A 15,148-nucleotide genomic window follows, 5' to 3' on the forward strand; every position below is an offset into this window, starting at 1 on the left:
TGAGGTATAAGTTTTAATCGTAAAACTATTGTAGTGTCGGCATCTTTACCACGATAAATGTACCTCATAATAACAAGAAGTGCTGTAAGGTTTCGGACTTCCCCTTTTAATAGGATCAAAGTAACAAATTTCAGTATTTACAGCTTTTTACTTCAGTAAAAGTTACTGAAAAAGCTGATAACTGAAAAAGCTGATAACTGATAACTGATAACTAAAAAGATATGCCCAGAAATCCTGATGAATTTGCTATACACCTATTTTTAGAAGGTGGTGCTCGTGAAGAAGTACGTTTCTTGACTCTGAAAGATTTTCAAACCTGGTACAGTGGTGTTATAGTTCCCAAACATGACTCTCGAGAATTTGTCAATGTACCTATTAAGACTATTCAAGGAGAATATATGGTGGTTCGCCCTTCTGCTATAATTGCCATTCGGGTAGAACCTATATTTAACTCCAGTGTGGATAGATTTTAAATGAACTCTTTAGTTATAGGCATTGATATAGGCGGAACATCTATTAAATTCGGGTGTTTTAGTCAAGATGGAGTATGTCATAAATCTTTGACTGTGCCAACTCCTCAACCTGCTACACCCAAAGCAGTTATTGATGTAATAGAGGAAACAATATCTGTTCTTAGAAAAGAACCACAATTAGAAAATTTGGGACTTATCCAAGGAATAGGTATTGGAGTCCCTGGTCCTGTCGATCCTAAGGGTAAAACTTCTATAATAGCAATTAATTTAACAGATTGGCAAGATGTTCATTTAGCAGAATCTTTAGAAAAAAAGACTGGTTTACCAGTAATTCTAGCTAATGATGCTAACTGTGCTGGTGTAGGAGAAGCTTGGTTAGGAGCTGGTAGTCAGTTTAAAAATATGATAATGTTGACTTTAGGGACTGGTGTCGGCGGAGCTATTATTTTAGATGGTCAATTATTTGTCGGTCATACTGGTACCGCTGGAGAGTTGGGGTTAATAACTTTAAACCCTGATGGACCTAAATGTAATAGTGGAAATAATGGTTCTTTAGAACAATATGTTTCGGTTCAAGCAGTTCGTCGAGATACAGGAAAAGAACCTTTAGAATTAGCTAATTTGGCTTTAGCTGGAGATAAGTTCGCTTTAGAATATTGGCAAAATTATGGAAAACTTTTAGGAGCAGGACTAGCAAGTTTAATTTATATTTTAACTCCAGAAGCAATAATTATTGGTGGGGGGATAAGTGCTGGTTCAGAACTTTTTTTACCTACAACTAAAGCAGAAATAGAACGACGAGTTATTTTTAGTTCTCAGTGGGGTTTACAGTTATTAACTACTAAATTAGGTAATCAAGCTGGTATTGTGGGAGCTGCTAAATTAGCTTTAATGAATAATGAATAATGAATAATGAATAATGAATAATGGATAATTACCTTTTCCTAAAAGCTATACTTTATAAAAAACTCCTAAAATGCTTTCAAATGCAATCATTTTATAGATAAAAGTTTGACCAACTTTAGGTTGGAAAAAGTACCAGCTTTTAGGTGAAAAAGGTTAAAAAAGTTAGGGAAAAAGGATTCAGTAGAGCAGAAAAATTAAGAGAGAATTTTTCTGTACGGACGTGGCATAAGGACTTCCCTACTCTTCCATAACTCCGATTCCTCCTAACCTAAATTCCCCTCCTGGGATGGTTTAGGGGTGGGTTTGCTCCCTACTCCCTAAAAAAAATAGAATAGAAAAAACACTTTTTCAGCAAGCCCTAATTATTAATTATTAATTATTCATTGATAAAGAACATCCAGTTACTTTCTTGATAAATTCCGAAACTTTTTGATAAGCTTCTTTATCCCTATTCGGATTAATAATAATATCTTTTTTACTATCTGGTAACCAGAAAGTTATCCGACCATTAGGTTCGCCAACAAATGTAGTAATACAGCTTAAATCTATTAACCATTCTTGACGTTCATAAATAATTTTTACCCACCATTCATTATTAGTTTGCTCCCCTGTTTCAATCTTTTTTTTTAAATAAAATAGAACTGACTGATAGTCATGTTCACAATTTTGCTTGTTTAATGTAATTTCCTGACTGCTATTTGGCAGCCAAAAAGTTATCCGCTTATTTTCTTGACAAAAAAAAGCAGTAATACTATCAATATCGATCAAGTATATATTTCTTTCATAATTTATTTTAATCCAGTAGGCCACAAGTTCCCCCTCAGAGAAGCTCTCTCTGATTTCTTGCATTTCCTTACATCCTGCAAGTTATCCTAACTAAAAGTTTAATAAACATTATTTATTTACTTTTGATATTGTCAGTCACTACCCAATAAAAAATATGGATTCTTTAGCAAAATTTTAGCATAAATTCCTACTAAAATTTAAGGCATAATAGATAATAAAAACTATCTCTCAAATGAATCAGTCCAGTAGTTTAGTAGTGGACTCACACAGCTAATTTATGGGAATAGATTTTAGGTGAAAGCTTTCACAGATCAGGGTTATCGCTCAATCATAATGCACCATTTTAGATGTAGGTTGGGTTGAGGGACGAAACAAGGGCAAAAACCTTTCTCCCCTACTCCCTCACCCTCCTACTCCCTAATGCACTATTTTATTGAGGTAAACAATCCACTACTACTAATGTACTATTTTAGGTGAAACAATTTACTACTACTTACTAACTACTTTCTCTTGAGCAACTTCCGCATTATTTACAGGCAAATTATCACACTTTTGTTGTTGAATAGCTGCTTGAAAAAAACTATAAAATAAAGGATGAGGACTACTAGGGCGAGATTGAAATTCTGGATGAAATTGAGTACCAATAAAAAAAGGATGAGAAGGAAGCTCAATAATTTCTACTAACCTACCATCAGGAGATGTTCCACTTACAACATATCCAGAATCTAATAACAAATTTCGATAAGCATTATTAAACTCATATCTATGACGGTGGCGTTCATAAATTACTTCCTGCTGATAAATTTTCAAAGCTAATGTATTGGCTTGAAGACGACAAGGATAAAGTCCAAGTCGCATAGTACCACCTAGATCTACAACGTCTTCTTGTTCCGGCAATAAATTAATCACTGGATTTGGCGTTTTACAGTCAAACTCAGCACTATGAGCAGCATCTAACTTTACTATATTTCTTGCCCATTCAATAACTGCACATTGCATTCCCAAACATAACCCCAAAAAAGGAATTTTATTTACTCTAGCATATTCAACTGTAGATATTTTACCATTAATACCTCTTATGCCAAACCCACCAGGAACAATAATTCCATTAATATTGTCTAGATATTCTTTAGCTCCCTTACCCTCCACATCCTCAGCATTTACCCAACGTATATTTAAGTCCATATTAACAGCGATCGCTGCATGACGTAATGCTTCTACCACTGATAAGTAAGCATCACTTAATTGAATATATTTACCTACAATAGCAATTTCTACAGTAGTAGATAATTGGCCTTGATTAGTCTTCATCCCTTCTTTGTCTTTATGATAAAGACGATTGACCAAAGTTTGCCATGGACCAAGATTTGGTTCACGTTGCTCCATGTTTAATAATTCTAGAGCTTGAACTGCCAATCCTTCTATCTCCAACATTAGAGGTACTTCATAAATACTTTCAGCATCTTGAGATGTAACTACAGATTCTACAGGTACATCACAAAACTCGGACATTTTTTCCTTCAAACCTTGACTAAGTTGGCGATCACAACGACAGACCAAAATATCTGGTTGAATACCAATCGAGCGTAACTCTTTAACCGAGTGTTGAGTCGGTTTAGTTTTCATTTCTCCAGCAGAAGAAATCCAAGGAACTAAAGTAACATGGATATACAAAACATTATTTCGTCCTACATCTTTGCGAAATTGCCGAATAGCTTCTAAAAATGGTTGAGACTCAATATCTCCTACTGTACCCCCTATTTCTGTAATTACCACATCGGGGTTAGAATTTCTAGCTACTCTATGTATTCTTTCTTTAATTTCGTTGGTAATATGGGGAATAACCTGAACAGTCCCTCCTTGATAGTCCCCTCGTCTTTCTTTATTTATTACTGCTTGATAAATTGAACCTTGGGTGACACTATTGAGGCGAGACATTGAGGTATCTGTAAATCTTTCATAGTGGCCTAAGTCTAGGTCAGTTTCTGCCCCATCTTCTGTAACGAATACTTCTCCATGTTGGAAGGGACTCATTGTTCCGGGGTCTACATTTATATAGGGGTCTAGTTTCAGGATGGACACGGAATAATCCCTTGATTTTAGCAAACGACCTAAGCTTGCTGCTACTATTCCTTTACCAATACTGGAAACTACTCCACCAGTTATAAATACAAATTTAGTCATAGATTTTTAAGAAGGAAGAAGGAATAAGAAATAAGGAAAGTAAGTGAGTTTATTCTATAATTTTAAGAGCTATTCTAATAGTCTATAATTTTAAGAGCTATTCTAATAGTTCAATACTATAGGAGTTTTGGTCTTATTTGAACAGCATTGATTTTTTTAAGAAGGAAGAAAGAATCAGGAAGAAGGAAATAACTAAGTGAGTTTATTCTATAATTTTAAGAGCTATTCTAATTCTAATAGTTTAATACTATAGGAATTTTGTTCTTACTTCCACAGTATTTCCTCATAACTTATATGGCACTACTCAATAAGTTATAATATTTCTCTATTGCCTATTTCTATTTATAACTTACAGCAGTTTCCGCCCGTTATGAGGTAAAGTTGTTTTTCTTCTTTTCTATTCCCTGTTCCCTCAAAGCTAAAATTTAGCTTTAATAGTAAAATAATAATCTCCACCAGGTTCTAGTTGATAATCCCATTTTTCAAGAAACCTACCCAAAGGTTCTTGAATTAAGGCGCGACCTTGAGAAGGCTGAATAGAAAGAGTTTTTCCTTGTTTAAAACGCCATTTAAAATACCAACCAAAAGAACCTGCACTAACCTCTCCTTCGATAGTGCCTTTTTGCCAAGACTGGCGAGTTACTCTAACATAAGCAATAGTTTCTGGTAAACTTTTAGAACTCATTATTACCAATGAATAATTGATAATGGATAATTGATAATTAATCTGTTCAGTATCAAACCTTTCCTAATACTAATCACGGATAATTAGGGTTGACTGATTAAATCTAAAAGTATTAACAGATCAAGTTGAAATCTTTAATTATGGGTGACACAAAGTGCCAAGAAATTACTAAATTAATCTTTAAAACTCTAGATTTTTCTGAGTCAAACTTGAAAAAATTAACACTTGCAAATATTGCCTATTGCCCCCATACCTATTCCCTAAACTCACCAACAGACTTTTTTTCTGCAAACCCTAATTATTTTTGAGCATAATTATCCATCATCAATTAATGGAGAAATTCAAAAAAGGGAATACTTAAGTAGGGACAATCTTTGCTTTTTATTTTCTTATTTTTTGGCAAAATCCTGGTCTTCATAACTACAAAAAAAGTTAACACAGCATTATTTTAGTATTAAAATTAACTCTTGAGCCAAAATCTCTATAATTTCACTCTTTATCAAAAGTCTTGAAAATACTTTTCAAGTAGTTAATTAATCTTCTGATAAGGTAATAGTTCTATTGTTATAAAGACTCATAGCTTTTGCAACTCCTTGTTTGAGAGAAACTTCCACCGTTTCTACAACTAAATCTAACATTTGAGTCATTAATTTGCTTTCTGTAGAACTAAACTTTCCTAAAACATGACTAATAGTTTTTGGGTCTCCACTTTCAGCACTAACATTTTTGGGTTTACCAATACCTATTCGTAAACGAGGAAACTCTTGAGTTCCCAAATGAGCGATCGCCGACTTCATCCCATTATGGCCTCCTGCTGAACCTGATAAACGTAGTCGCAGTCGCCCTACAGCTAAATCCATATCATCATATATTATTAATACAGAAGAATGTGGTAGTTTATACCAATCTACCATCCCACGAATTGCTTCTCCCGATTTATTCATATAAGTTGAGGGTTTTAACAAGTAAACTTTTTCATTTTTTGTACTTTTACCCTCTCCTATTTCCCCTTTAAATTTGCGGTTTACTGATAAAGAAATTTGCCATAAATTAGCCATATAATCTATCGCAGCAAATCCAATATTATGCCGAGTTTGATCGTATTTTGGTTCTGGATTTCCCAAACCTACAATTAACTGAGGAGTCACTAAATTTTTTCCTGGCGCAACCTCTTTCATTCCCTTAAAATTAAAAAATTTATATCAAAACTACAATAATCTTTTAGATTGGCTCAGGTCATTTTTATTTCTAAGTTTAAGAAATTAGCTTTAATTATTCAGCTACTAACATTCATAATTTTTTGTTTGGAAAAAATGCTACACAAATACCTTTTTAACCTAATAACTTACTTAAGTTAGTTAGCAACCTTATTTATTAATAATTTTGAATTTTATTTCTCAAATAATAAGTTCATAACTCATAGCTAACTGCTGAATACTTACCCAAAAATAAAGGTATAAAGCCTATCCATATTAAGGATAAAAAAAGTGCTAGAATATTTCATTCTATTCAATTCCCTTAAGGTTTTAACCAGAGGTAATTATCAATCATCCATTAATTAAGATTGGCTTTTCTGGGATAAATCTTGTGAGGAAGAAACATTTACCGCTTTTTCTGTTTCTGAGTCTGATTCGTATTTACTAACTTTAACCTCTTCTTCTAATTGTTTTGCTTCTCGTTTAAATTCATTCTCAAACTCTTTCGCTCCTGCCTTAAAACTATTTATTGCCTGTCCTAAACTCTTACCAATTTCCGGTAATTTCTTCGGGCCGAAAATCAACAGAGCTACTACTAAAATGACAACCATTTCTGGGAGACCAATACCAAATATATTCATCTTAATTTTTACTCCTAAATATTTGCTTGTAGTTGACATAAAACTAATAGTTAGGGCTGAAAAAATTCTAGTTAACTGAATTTCTTAGCCCTACACCTAAATTTAATTTATTTAGTTAGATTTGCCCAGTCAACATCAACATTCTCTAACAACAAGGAAGAGTTGTAGATTTGTAGAATAATCAACAAAAAGACAAAAAATAAGCCAATAAAAACGGCCATTAATAGTGTGGTTCCCCAACCAGGAGATACTTTACCATACTCTGAGTTTAAAGGTTTGAGGATGTCTCCTAATCCAGTTCTTTGTGCCATAGTTTTTGATTTAATCTATTTTCAGCAGAAAAATTTAATGTTTTGTAATATTGTATATGTATAACACTCACAATTTTAATTAATTATATGGAACCTGCAACAGTTCTTAGTATTTCTATAGCTATCATGGTGGTGGCCATTACTGGATTTTCAGTTTATACAGCTTTTGGACCTCCATCAAAGGAATTAGCCGATCCTTTTGAAGATCATGAAGATTAAAGTTTTCTAGTAGGGAATAGGGAACAGTTGGAAAAGTTTTTTTCTAGTCTAATATCCATCATCAGTCCATGTCCTAATCGCCTTGTCGGTTACTATATGGAGATAAAAGGCCATTTCAGTTATCAGTTAGCCTCCTGCGGAAGAACTGGGTTAACAGTACCTCTGTCTAAAGCCCTATGATTGAAATACTAAATTGAAATTCTTTTATCCCCTGATCAAGGGGATAAGAAATTTTTTTCATTCCCTAGAAAGAGCAGAGTCTAAATATCGTCCCTCTTTGATATGTCAAGCTAATTTTGATGGATGATAAACTGTCAAAAATTTTGACTAATAAGCTTTTCAATTTTGAAATACCCATCAATATGTAAAAGCACTAGAGAAAATTGATGGGGTAATAGTGTGATGGGGAGAAATGGTGAGATTAGTATGTTTCCACAATATGCTTGTATTTCATATCAATATTCTCTGCTAAAAAAGACAGGACTAAAGCCACGGGAACCCAGAAACCCGGTACGAGCCTAGATTCTTACTGTTCAAAACAACCCATTTCTCGTAGAAACCGGGTTTATTGGCCGCAGAAAGAATTAGCCCTACCTGGAAAGGGTAGGCATTCTATGAAATCTGGCAAAATACTTAAATTTTAGATAAGAACTGTAACAAAAAGCAGTTACAGTTAAAATGATAAATTAAACACTTTATATTCATAATCTAAATTTAATGGGCAACGTATTTGGACATTTATTTCGGGTGACAACTTTCGGTGAATCCCATGGAGGAGGAGTAGGAGTTGTAATTGATGGTTGCCCACCAAAATTAAAAATAGATGTAGAAGAAATTCAATACGAGTTAGACCGTAGGCGACCAGGGCAAAGTAAAATTACTACACCTCGTAAAGAAACCGATACTTGTGAAATATTGTCTGGTATATTTCAAGGTCAAACCTTGGGTACACCAATTATGATTTTGGTCAGAAATAAGGATGCTCGTCCCCAGGATTATGAAGATATGGCTATTAAATATCGTCCCTCTCATGCTGATGCTACTTATGATGCTAAATATGGTATAAGAAACTGGCAAGGTGGAGGTAGGTCTTCGGCTCGGGAAACAATTGGACGAGTAGCAGCAGGGGCGATCGCTAAAAAAATTCTGCGCATCTATTCTGGTATAGAAATTGTGGGGTATGTCAAGCGGATCAAAAATTTAGAAGCTGTGGTTGACCAAACTACAGTAACTATGGAACAAGTGGAAAGTAATATTGTTCGTTGTCCAGAAACAGAATGTGCTGAGAGAATGATTGAATTAGTTGAAGAAATACGAGACCTTGGAGATTCTGTGGGAGGTGTGGTAGAATGTATAGCCCGGAATTTACCAAAGGGTTTGGGTTCTCCTGTATTTGATAAACTAGAGGCAGATTTAGCTAAAGGTGTAATGTCTTTGCCGGCTAGCAAAGGATTTGAAATTGGTTCTGGTTTTGCAGGTACTACTTTGACGGGTAGCGAGCATAATGATGAATTTTATACCAACGAACATGGTGAAATTCGGACAGTAACTAACCGTTCTGGTGGGATACAGGGTGGGATTTCTAATGGTGAAAATATTGTATTGCGGGTGGCGTTTAAACCAACTGCTACAATAAGGAAGGAGCAACGCACTGTTAGTCGCGAAGGTGAGGAGACATTTCTGGCAGCGAAGGGAAGACATGACCCTTGTGTTTTACCTAGAGCTGTACCTATGGTAGAAGCGATGGTGGCTTTAGTATTATGCGACCATTTATTACGTCATTATGGACAATGTAAGACCTTGAATCGGCAGTCAGCAGTCAATGTTTAGCAAGAGATTCAAACCCCTCTGCATATTTTCCAGTTGATATCAACTGGAGATTTAAACTAGATGGCTCAAAAGCTGATAGTTGGAAAGCGAATCATTCAGTTAGGAAATAGTAAAAGCTAGCTAGGGCGTATCATCAATTAAATAAGTTGACAAAAAGGCTACTCTCTGTTATGTAATGGCGATCGCTATTAAGTAGATTCAGATACAGCGAGCGCACACCTGAAATTATCCGGTCGGTAAGGGCGGGTTTATCCGTAGGGACGTTGCATAAAGGAGTCCGTACAATGAACGATTTTTCAAAAGTCGAGTTAGATAAACCCGCTCCCCCAATGATGTAATGCACAGTTTAAGCTTTGTCAGTCTACTACTTTTGTTGATCGAGCTTCTAAGGTCTAATTGATGACACATCCTAGTTAAAGTAAGAAAATTTATATGGAAACTAAACCTTCTTCTGTAGTGCTAACCCAAGATAGTATTGATATTGCCAACTTATCTGAAAATATAGAGGATTTTGTAGTGAAATTCTGGGGAGTGCGAGGTAGTGTTCCGACTCCTGGAAAAGATACTGTGAGATATGGTGGAAATACTTCCTGCATAGAAATGAAAATCGCTGGTAAGCGTTTAATATTTGATGGAGGTACGGGGATACGAGAACTAGGGAAGGAATTAATGCAGGAAACCCCAGTAGAAGCTTATCTATTTTTTACTCATTATCATTGGGACCATATTCAAGGTTTTCCTTTATTTGCCCCTGCTTTTACTCAAGGAAATTCTTTTCATATCTATGGGGCGATTCCTCCAGAGGGGGAGTCCATGAAACAGCATTTTATAGATAGAATATTACATTATAACTCTCCTGTGCCACTAAATGGTATGCAGGCGGACTTAAGATTTTATGAACTTGAGCATGGACAAAAAATGATGCTTGATGGTATAGAGATTGAGACTGGTTCTCTAAATCATCCTAATACAGCAATGGGCTATAGGGTGACATGGAATGGACGAACTGCTGTTTATTGTTCTGATACAGAACATTTTCCTGATCGCTTGGATGAAAGTGTAGTTCATTTAGCCAGAGGTGCTGATATACTAATTTATGATGCTATGTATACTGATGATGAGTATAATAATCCGAAGTCGTCGAAAGTTGGTTGGGGACATTCGACTTGGCAGGAAGCTATTAAGGTTGCTAAAGCTGCGCAGGTGAAACGAGTGGTAATTTTTCACCATGAACCAACTCATAGTGATGATTTTCTAGACCAAATGGCGGAAGAAGTTAAAGAGGCTTTTCCTATGGCAGTTATGGCAAAAGAAGGTTTGGTTTTACCAGTGGGGATTTAAATAAAATTAGACTTCTCGAAGAAGTTGGCAAGAGGTAATGGGTAAAGGTCTTGAGAAAATTATATGAAATAAATAATTTTTGACTTTTTGGCAGGAAGCTATTAAAGTTGTTAAAGTTGTTAAGGTGAAATGAGTGGTAATTTTTCACTACTAACCAACTGATACATAGTTAGTTAGTTAGTTGGGAAAGTTAGATTTCTCGAAGAAGTTAGTAAGAGGTAATGGGTAAAGGTCTTGAGAAAATTATATGAAATAAATAATTTTTGACTTTTTGGCAGGAAGCTATTAAAGTTGTTAAAGTTGCTAAGGTGAAACGAGTGGTAATTTTTCACCATGAACCAATTCATAGTTAGTTAGTTGGGAAGGTTAGATTTCTCGAAGAAGTTAGTAAGAGGTAATGGGTAAAGGTCTTGAGAAAAGTATATGAAATAAATAATTTTTGACTTTTACTTTTGCCAGAGGTATATTAATAAGTATTCAGCCATCAACTAAAAGAGGAATTAGTCTTTTAAAGAAAATTAAAAGTCCGACACACAAAAGATAGTCAGCTAAATTTAGTAAGTTATTACTTTCATGTTTTTTTGGTGAAGGATCATCCAAGATAAAGGTTTTTGGGAAGCATTCCACAGGAAATGCTTAGAGCTATCGTAAATTAGTTTAGTACAAATTTAATAATTTGTTGCGATATTCTTTGCTTGTCGGATGATTATCTCCGAGAATGTGAAATATTGCCAGCATTGCTTTGCGAGGGCGGTCATCTTTATTTTTACGATTTTTACTAACTAGATCTAAAAATAATTCTAGTGCTAGTTCATAGTTTTCAGATAATGTCAGATTACAAGCTTTGACATAAATTTCATCTATACTATCATCTGGATTTTCAACTTCTTCTTTAAGGTGAATTAAAGATTTTACTGCTTGTATTTGATGATAAAATTCGCGGTGATTTTCCCCAATAGATTCAATGAGCTTTTTTGCTTCTTCTAATTTATTTAAGTTTACTAGAAATTTAGCAGCTTCTATCACAATAGTAATATGATTAGGATATTTTTCAAAAAGCTGATCTAGAAGATTTTTGGCTTGTTCATGTTGACCTAATCTGATCAGATTTTGTAGTGCTTGTATATTTGTTTCTAATTCTGAGTGAAGATTAAGTTCCCCTAGAAAATTTCGTAATTTTGGTTCTGAAAGAACTCCCACAAAACCAGGTTTAACTTTTCCTTCAGTGACAACTCTTACATCTGGTACTCCTTCAATACCATAAGTTTGAGCTAAATCTGGACTCTGATCTACATCAACTTTGGCCAAGATAAAGTCATATTCGGGAACTAATTTTTCTAAAGTTGGTTTGAGCATTTTACATGGACCGCACCAAGTAGCATAAAAATCTACTAAAACTGTTTTTTTGTGGGATTTTTTTAATACTTCGGTAGCGAAGTTTGTTTTGTCAACGTCTATAGAGATGCCCATTGAATTATGGAATTAGATTAGAATTATAGCAGTATGAAAGAATTTGTGAGAAAAAAGTTAGGTTTGGTCTGAAAATCCCTTTTCTCTTGGGTTTGAAGACCAAACCCCACATTTATAAATCTTACAATCTATTTAGGACTGTTATAGATTATTTTATATACTAACTATTATGCCTGAATGAAGCAAATTTTTGGTAATTTAAAGTTAAATTTTTTATTTAGAAAGTAGGGACACATAATTAATGGATAATGGATAATTGATAATTGATAATTAATAGATTCATTTTCAAGTCTCTCTTTTTCAGAGTAAGTAATCAGCTTTTAGCTATAAAATTTTAACTTTAAAGAGGAAGTTTTAATGAATATAGACTTGAAAGCTATAGCAATCTTATTCTATTTGTTTATGAAAATTTATTTCTAGTTTTTTAATTTTTACAACCTATTTAGAATTGCTATACCTTTTTTACTCAGATTTAATTTTGTAGAATCAGGCTTTTATCTCAAACTAAAATCAATACCTGAGAGCTGTTTCCGCAGCATTCCATAGGAAATGCTTACATACTTGCTCTCGGTTTTAATTAGAAGTAATTGGGATTTGCGTATGGAAATATCAAAGCATTGATTGATAGATGAAAGTTTGAGCCTTTTTATGGGAAAAAAGTACCTATTTTTTAGCTATTGTTGTCTCAAAATGGTAAATTCTTGACCCTGACAATGCTTAAAATCTTGCCGTAGCAGATAGTTAAAACTGTTCCCACCTTCTGTGTTCGATTCTTTCAATAATACTTTTTTAGCAAACCCTAATTATTGATTGATACAGCAGTTTATGAAGCTATGAGGTACAGTTTTTTTCTGATTTTCTGTTCCCACCTTCTGTGTTCCATTCCCTCAAACCTAAAATTTTGTACCTCACAACAACGGAAAGAGCTGTATGATTTAAACTCATTGATAACTGTTATTTTTCTTGATAAGTATTAAATCAATTAAATAATGTCATTAAAAAAACAATCAAATTTGAATACCTCTGAAGAATATGCCAACCTTGCTAATATATATGCTCAAGAAAAACAATGGGATTTAGCAATTGAAAATTTACGTCAAGCTATTGCATTAAAACCTAATTTTTCTTGGCATTACTATCACTTAGGCCAAGCTTTATGCGAAAAAGAAAATTGGCATGAAGCTATAAAAAATTATGATCGGGCAATTGAGTTAAATAATAATTTTTATTGGTCTTATTATAATTTAGGAAATGTTTTAAGTAAGTTAGTCAGATGGGAGGAGGCGGTTAAAGCTTACAAAAATGCAATTAAAATAGATGGAAATTTTCCCTGGTCTTATTACAATTTAGGCGATGCTTTAATCAAGTTACAAAAATGGGATGAAGCTATATATAATTATCTCTATGTAACTCAATTTGAGACAGAGTTACCAGGAATTTACAGTAAATTAGGAGATGCAATAGAAAAAAAATATCAGTCAAGTTTAGATATAAAAGTTAAGGATTACTGGAAAGTTATTCAAGATATTAAGCAAGATTTTATTGATAATAAATTACTACAAAATTTTCAGCAAAACCCTAATTTATTCGTACAAGTAGCAGATGGTTTAACTAAAGCAAATCAAATTAACGGGGCAATTATTTTCTATAAAATAGCTCTAGAGTTTCATCAAGATGATGTAAATATTTCTGAAAAATTACAACAAGTATTAGATAAAAAAAATCAGTTAGAACGAGAAATTTTAGAAATTATAAAAACAATAAAATTAAATCCAAATAGTATGTCTTACTATGATTTAGGTATTGCTTTAACTCGACAACAAAAATGGGATGAAGCAGTTGTAGCTTACCGTCAAGGTATTGAAATGGAACCTGATTTTCATTGGTGGTTTTATTACAATATATGGGAAGCTTTTGCTAGGGAAGATAAACTAACAGAAATATTAACTTTTTTCCAGGAATTTCAGAAAGCTCATCCTCACTCTTTTTGGTGTTACTTAAATATAGGAGAAGCTCTAACACATTTGGGTAAAATTGATGAAGCTATACCTTATTATCAAACTGCTTGTTATCAGCAAACTAAGCATTTTTTCCCTAAGTTAGTATTTCCAACTTGGAATTTAGGAGAAGCACAAGGACCGAGTTTTATAATTATTGGAGTGCAAAAAGGAGGTACTACTTCTCTTTATGGTTATTTAACTCAACACCCACAAATTATGTCTTGTTTGAAAAAAGAAGTTAATTTTTGGTCTTGGGCGTTTAATTGTTCAATTAATTGGTATTTAGCTCATTTTCCAGTTATTCCAAAGGGTGAAATTTTCTTGACTGGGGAAGCTAGTCCTAGTTATTTTCATCATCCTGATGCTGCCAGAAGAATTTATCAATTTTTTCCTAAAATTAAGTTGATTCTACTTTTGAGAAATCCTGTAGATCGAGCTATATCTCAATATTATACTTGGAAAAGATTCAACTGGGAAAATCGCTCTTTAGAAGAGACCATTGGATCGCATTTAGATAAGTTAATTAAGGAACCAGAAAAAGTTAATTATTGGATGGGAGAACAAAATTATTTGGCTAAGGGAGTATATGTGGAATTTTTACAGGAATGGATGAGTTGGTTCCCACGGGAGCAATTCCTAATTCTGAAAAGTGAGGATTTTTATACTAATCCCAAAACAACTTTACAGCAAGTTTTAAATTTTTTAGATTTGCCAGAATACGAACTTTTAGAGTACAAGAATTATAATCCTGGAAATTATTCAGAAATCGAACCTTTAATGCGTAAGGAATTAAGTGATTATTTTCGAGTTCATAATCAAAGATTGGAAGAATATTTGGGGATAAAATTTAATTGGGAGTAGGTTATTTCAGTTATCAGTTATCAGCTTTTAGTTATCACTACCTCTTGGAATAAGGAAGCTTGAAATTATGATTAGTAAAAATATAGGTAATTATCAATTATCAATTATTGATTATCTAAAATATGTATTCAATTTTAACTCCAGAAATGTCAGCCTTTAATTTATGTCAAGAAGCAGAATCTTATTTAAAAGCAGAAAAATTAGATGCAGCTTATTTGACTTGTGAAAAAGCTCTAGAAATATTA

The 15,148-nt window shown here is 33.6% G+C and carries 13 protein-coding genes; 6 read left to right on the top strand and 7 right to left on the bottom strand.

The annotated features are described in order from the left end of the window. Window positions 1-221 precede the first annotated feature (221 nt). Window positions 222-473 carry a hypothetical protein gene (locus tag VKJ25_RS17020; protein WP_324237826.1) on the top strand — a complete coding sequence of 84 codons (252 nt, stop codon included), beginning with the start codon at window positions 222-224 and terminating at the stop codon, window positions 471-473. After that, a complete protein-coding gene (locus VKJ25_RS17025; protein WP_324237827.1) occupies window positions 474-1,379 on the top strand; it encodes an ROK family protein in 906 nt (301 codons plus the stop codon). It begins immediately after the preceding gene. Window positions 1,380-1,751: 372 nt separating this feature from the next. Here the strand turns inward: VKJ25_RS17025 and VKJ25_RS17030 are convergent, their stop codons facing one another. The 6 genes from VKJ25_RS17030 to psbH form a co-directional block, all read right to left on the bottom strand. Further along, entirely contained in the window at window positions 1,752-2,228 is a 477-nt protein-coding gene (locus VKJ25_RS17030; RefSeq protein ID WP_324237828.1) for a hypothetical protein, read from the bottom strand. 426 nt (window positions 2,229-2,654) lie between these two features. Then, entirely contained in the window at window positions 2,655-4,349 is a 1,695-nt protein-coding gene (locus tag VKJ25_RS17035; RefSeq protein WP_324237829.1) for a CTP synthase, read from the bottom strand. Window positions 4,350-4,767: 418 nt separating this feature from the next. Further along, window positions 4,768-5,034: a DUF3146 family protein gene (locus tag VKJ25_RS17040; RefSeq protein ID WP_324237830.1), complete on the bottom strand. Its 267-nt coding sequence runs from the start codon at window positions 5,032-5,034 to the stop codon at window positions 4,768-4,770. A gap of 533 nt (window positions 5,035-5,567) precedes the next feature. Then, a complete protein-coding gene (gene pth / locus VKJ25_RS17045; RefSeq protein ID WP_324237831.1) occupies window positions 5,568-6,212 on the bottom strand; it encodes an aminoacyl-tRNA hydrolase in 645 nt (214 codons plus the stop codon). 380 nt (window positions 6,213-6,592) lie between these two features. Then, window positions 6,593-6,871, bottom strand: a complete 279-nt coding sequence (locus VKJ25_RS17050) for a TatA/E family twin arginine-targeting protein translocase (RefSeq protein ID WP_324237840.1) — start codon at window positions 6,869-6,871, stop codon at window positions 6,593-6,595. Between the two features lie 107 nt (window positions 6,872-6,978). Beyond that, window positions 6,979-7,182 (bottom strand): photosystem II reaction center phosphoprotein PsbH, encoded by a 204-nt coding sequence (psbH, locus tag VKJ25_RS17055; protein ID WP_324237832.1) that lies wholly within the window; start codon window positions 7,180-7,182, stop codon window positions 6,979-6,981. An 87-nt stretch (window positions 7,183-7,269) separates the two neighbouring features. Between psbH and psbN the strand changes: the two genes are divergently transcribed. The 3 genes from psbN (at window position 7,270) to VKJ25_RS17070 (ending at window position 10,572) form a co-directional block, all read left to right on the top strand. After that, the gene (gene psbN / locus VKJ25_RS17060; protein ID WP_324237833.1) at window positions 7,270-7,401 is read left to right on the top strand and encodes a photosystem II reaction center protein PsbN; all 132 of its coding nucleotides are present in this window, start codon (window positions 7,270-7,272) and stop codon (window positions 7,399-7,401) included. A 717-nt stretch (window positions 7,402-8,118) separates the two neighbouring features. After that, window positions 8,119-9,231, top strand: coding sequence for a chorismate synthase (gene aroC / locus VKJ25_RS17065; RefSeq protein WP_324237834.1), 1,113 nt, complete (start codon window positions 8,119-8,121; stop codon window positions 9,229-9,231). A 432-nt stretch (window positions 9,232-9,663) separates the two neighbouring features. After that, window positions 9,664-10,572, top strand: coding sequence for an MBL fold metallo-hydrolase (locus tag VKJ25_RS17070; protein WP_324237835.1), 909 nt, complete (start codon window positions 9,664-9,666; stop codon window positions 10,570-10,572). 657 nt (window positions 10,573-11,229) lie between these two features. Here VKJ25_RS17070 and VKJ25_RS17075 read toward each other — a convergent pair. After that, window positions 11,230-12,042, bottom strand: coding sequence for a tetratricopeptide repeat protein (locus VKJ25_RS17075; RefSeq protein ID WP_324237836.1), 813 nt, complete (start codon window positions 12,040-12,042; stop codon window positions 11,230-11,232). A 989-nt stretch (window positions 12,043-13,031) separates the two neighbouring features. Between VKJ25_RS17075 and VKJ25_RS17080 the strand changes: the two genes are divergently transcribed. Further along, window positions 13,032-14,903 (top strand): tetratricopeptide repeat protein, encoded by a 1,872-nt coding sequence (locus VKJ25_RS17080; RefSeq protein WP_324237837.1) that lies wholly within the window; start codon window positions 13,032-13,034, stop codon window positions 14,901-14,903. Window positions 14,904-15,148 lie beyond the last annotated feature (245 nt).

The sequence above is a fragment of the Okeania sp. genome, from assembly GCF_035285525.1.
Classification (GTDB): domain Bacteria; phylum Cyanobacteriota; class Cyanobacteriia; order Cyanobacteriales; family Microcoleaceae; genus Trichodesmium.

What these genes read in the sequence shown, in the direction of transcription:
- psbN (WP_324237833.1), top strand. Translation starts at nt 7,270, where the DNA reads ATGGAACCTGCAACAGTTCTTAGTATTTCTATAGCTATCATGGTGGTG.
- VKJ25_RS17080 (WP_324237837.1), top strand. Translation starts at nt 13,032, where the DNA reads ATGTCATTAAAAAAACAATCAAATTTGAATACCTCTGAAGAATATGCC.
- VKJ25_RS17070 (WP_324237835.1), top strand. Translation starts at nt 9,664, where the DNA reads ATGGAAACTAAACCTTCTTCTGTAGTGCTAACCCAAGATAGTATTGAT.
- aroC (WP_324237834.1), top strand. Translation starts at nt 8,119, where the DNA reads ATGGGCAACGTATTTGGACATTTATTTCGGGTGACAACTTTCGGTGAA.
- VKJ25_RS17040 (WP_324237830.1), bottom strand. Translation starts at nt 5,034, where the DNA reads ATGAGTTCTAAAAGTTTACCAGAAACTATTGCTTATGTTAGAGTAACT.
- VKJ25_RS17035 (WP_324237829.1), bottom strand. Translation starts at nt 4,349, where the DNA reads ATGACTAAATTTGTATTTATAACTGGTGGAGTAGTTTCCAGTATTGGT.
- VKJ25_RS17030 (WP_324237828.1), bottom strand. Translation starts at nt 2,228, where the DNA reads ATGCAAGAAATCAGAGAGAGCTTCTCTGAGGGGGAACTTGTGGCCTAC.
- VKJ25_RS17075 (WP_324237836.1), bottom strand. Translation starts at nt 12,042, where the DNA reads ATGGGCATCTCTATAGACGTTGACAAAACAAACTTCGCTACCGAAGTA.
- VKJ25_RS17020 (WP_324237826.1), top strand. Translation starts at nt 222, where the DNA reads ATGCCCAGAAATCCTGATGAATTTGCTATACACCTATTTTTAGAAGGT.
- VKJ25_RS17025 (WP_324237827.1), top strand. Translation starts at nt 474, where the DNA reads ATGAACTCTTTAGTTATAGGCATTGATATAGGCGGAACATCTATTAAA.
- psbH (WP_324237832.1), bottom strand. Translation starts at nt 7,182, where the DNA reads ATGGCACAAAGAACTGGATTAGGAGACATCCTCAAACCTTTAAACTCA.
- pth (WP_324237831.1), bottom strand. Translation starts at nt 6,212, where the DNA reads ATGAAAGAGGTTGCGCCAGGAAAAAATTTAGTGACTCCTCAGTTAATT.
- VKJ25_RS17050 (WP_324237840.1), bottom strand. Translation starts at nt 6,871, where the DNA reads ATGAATATATTTGGTATTGGTCTCCCAGAAATGGTTGTCATTTTAGTA.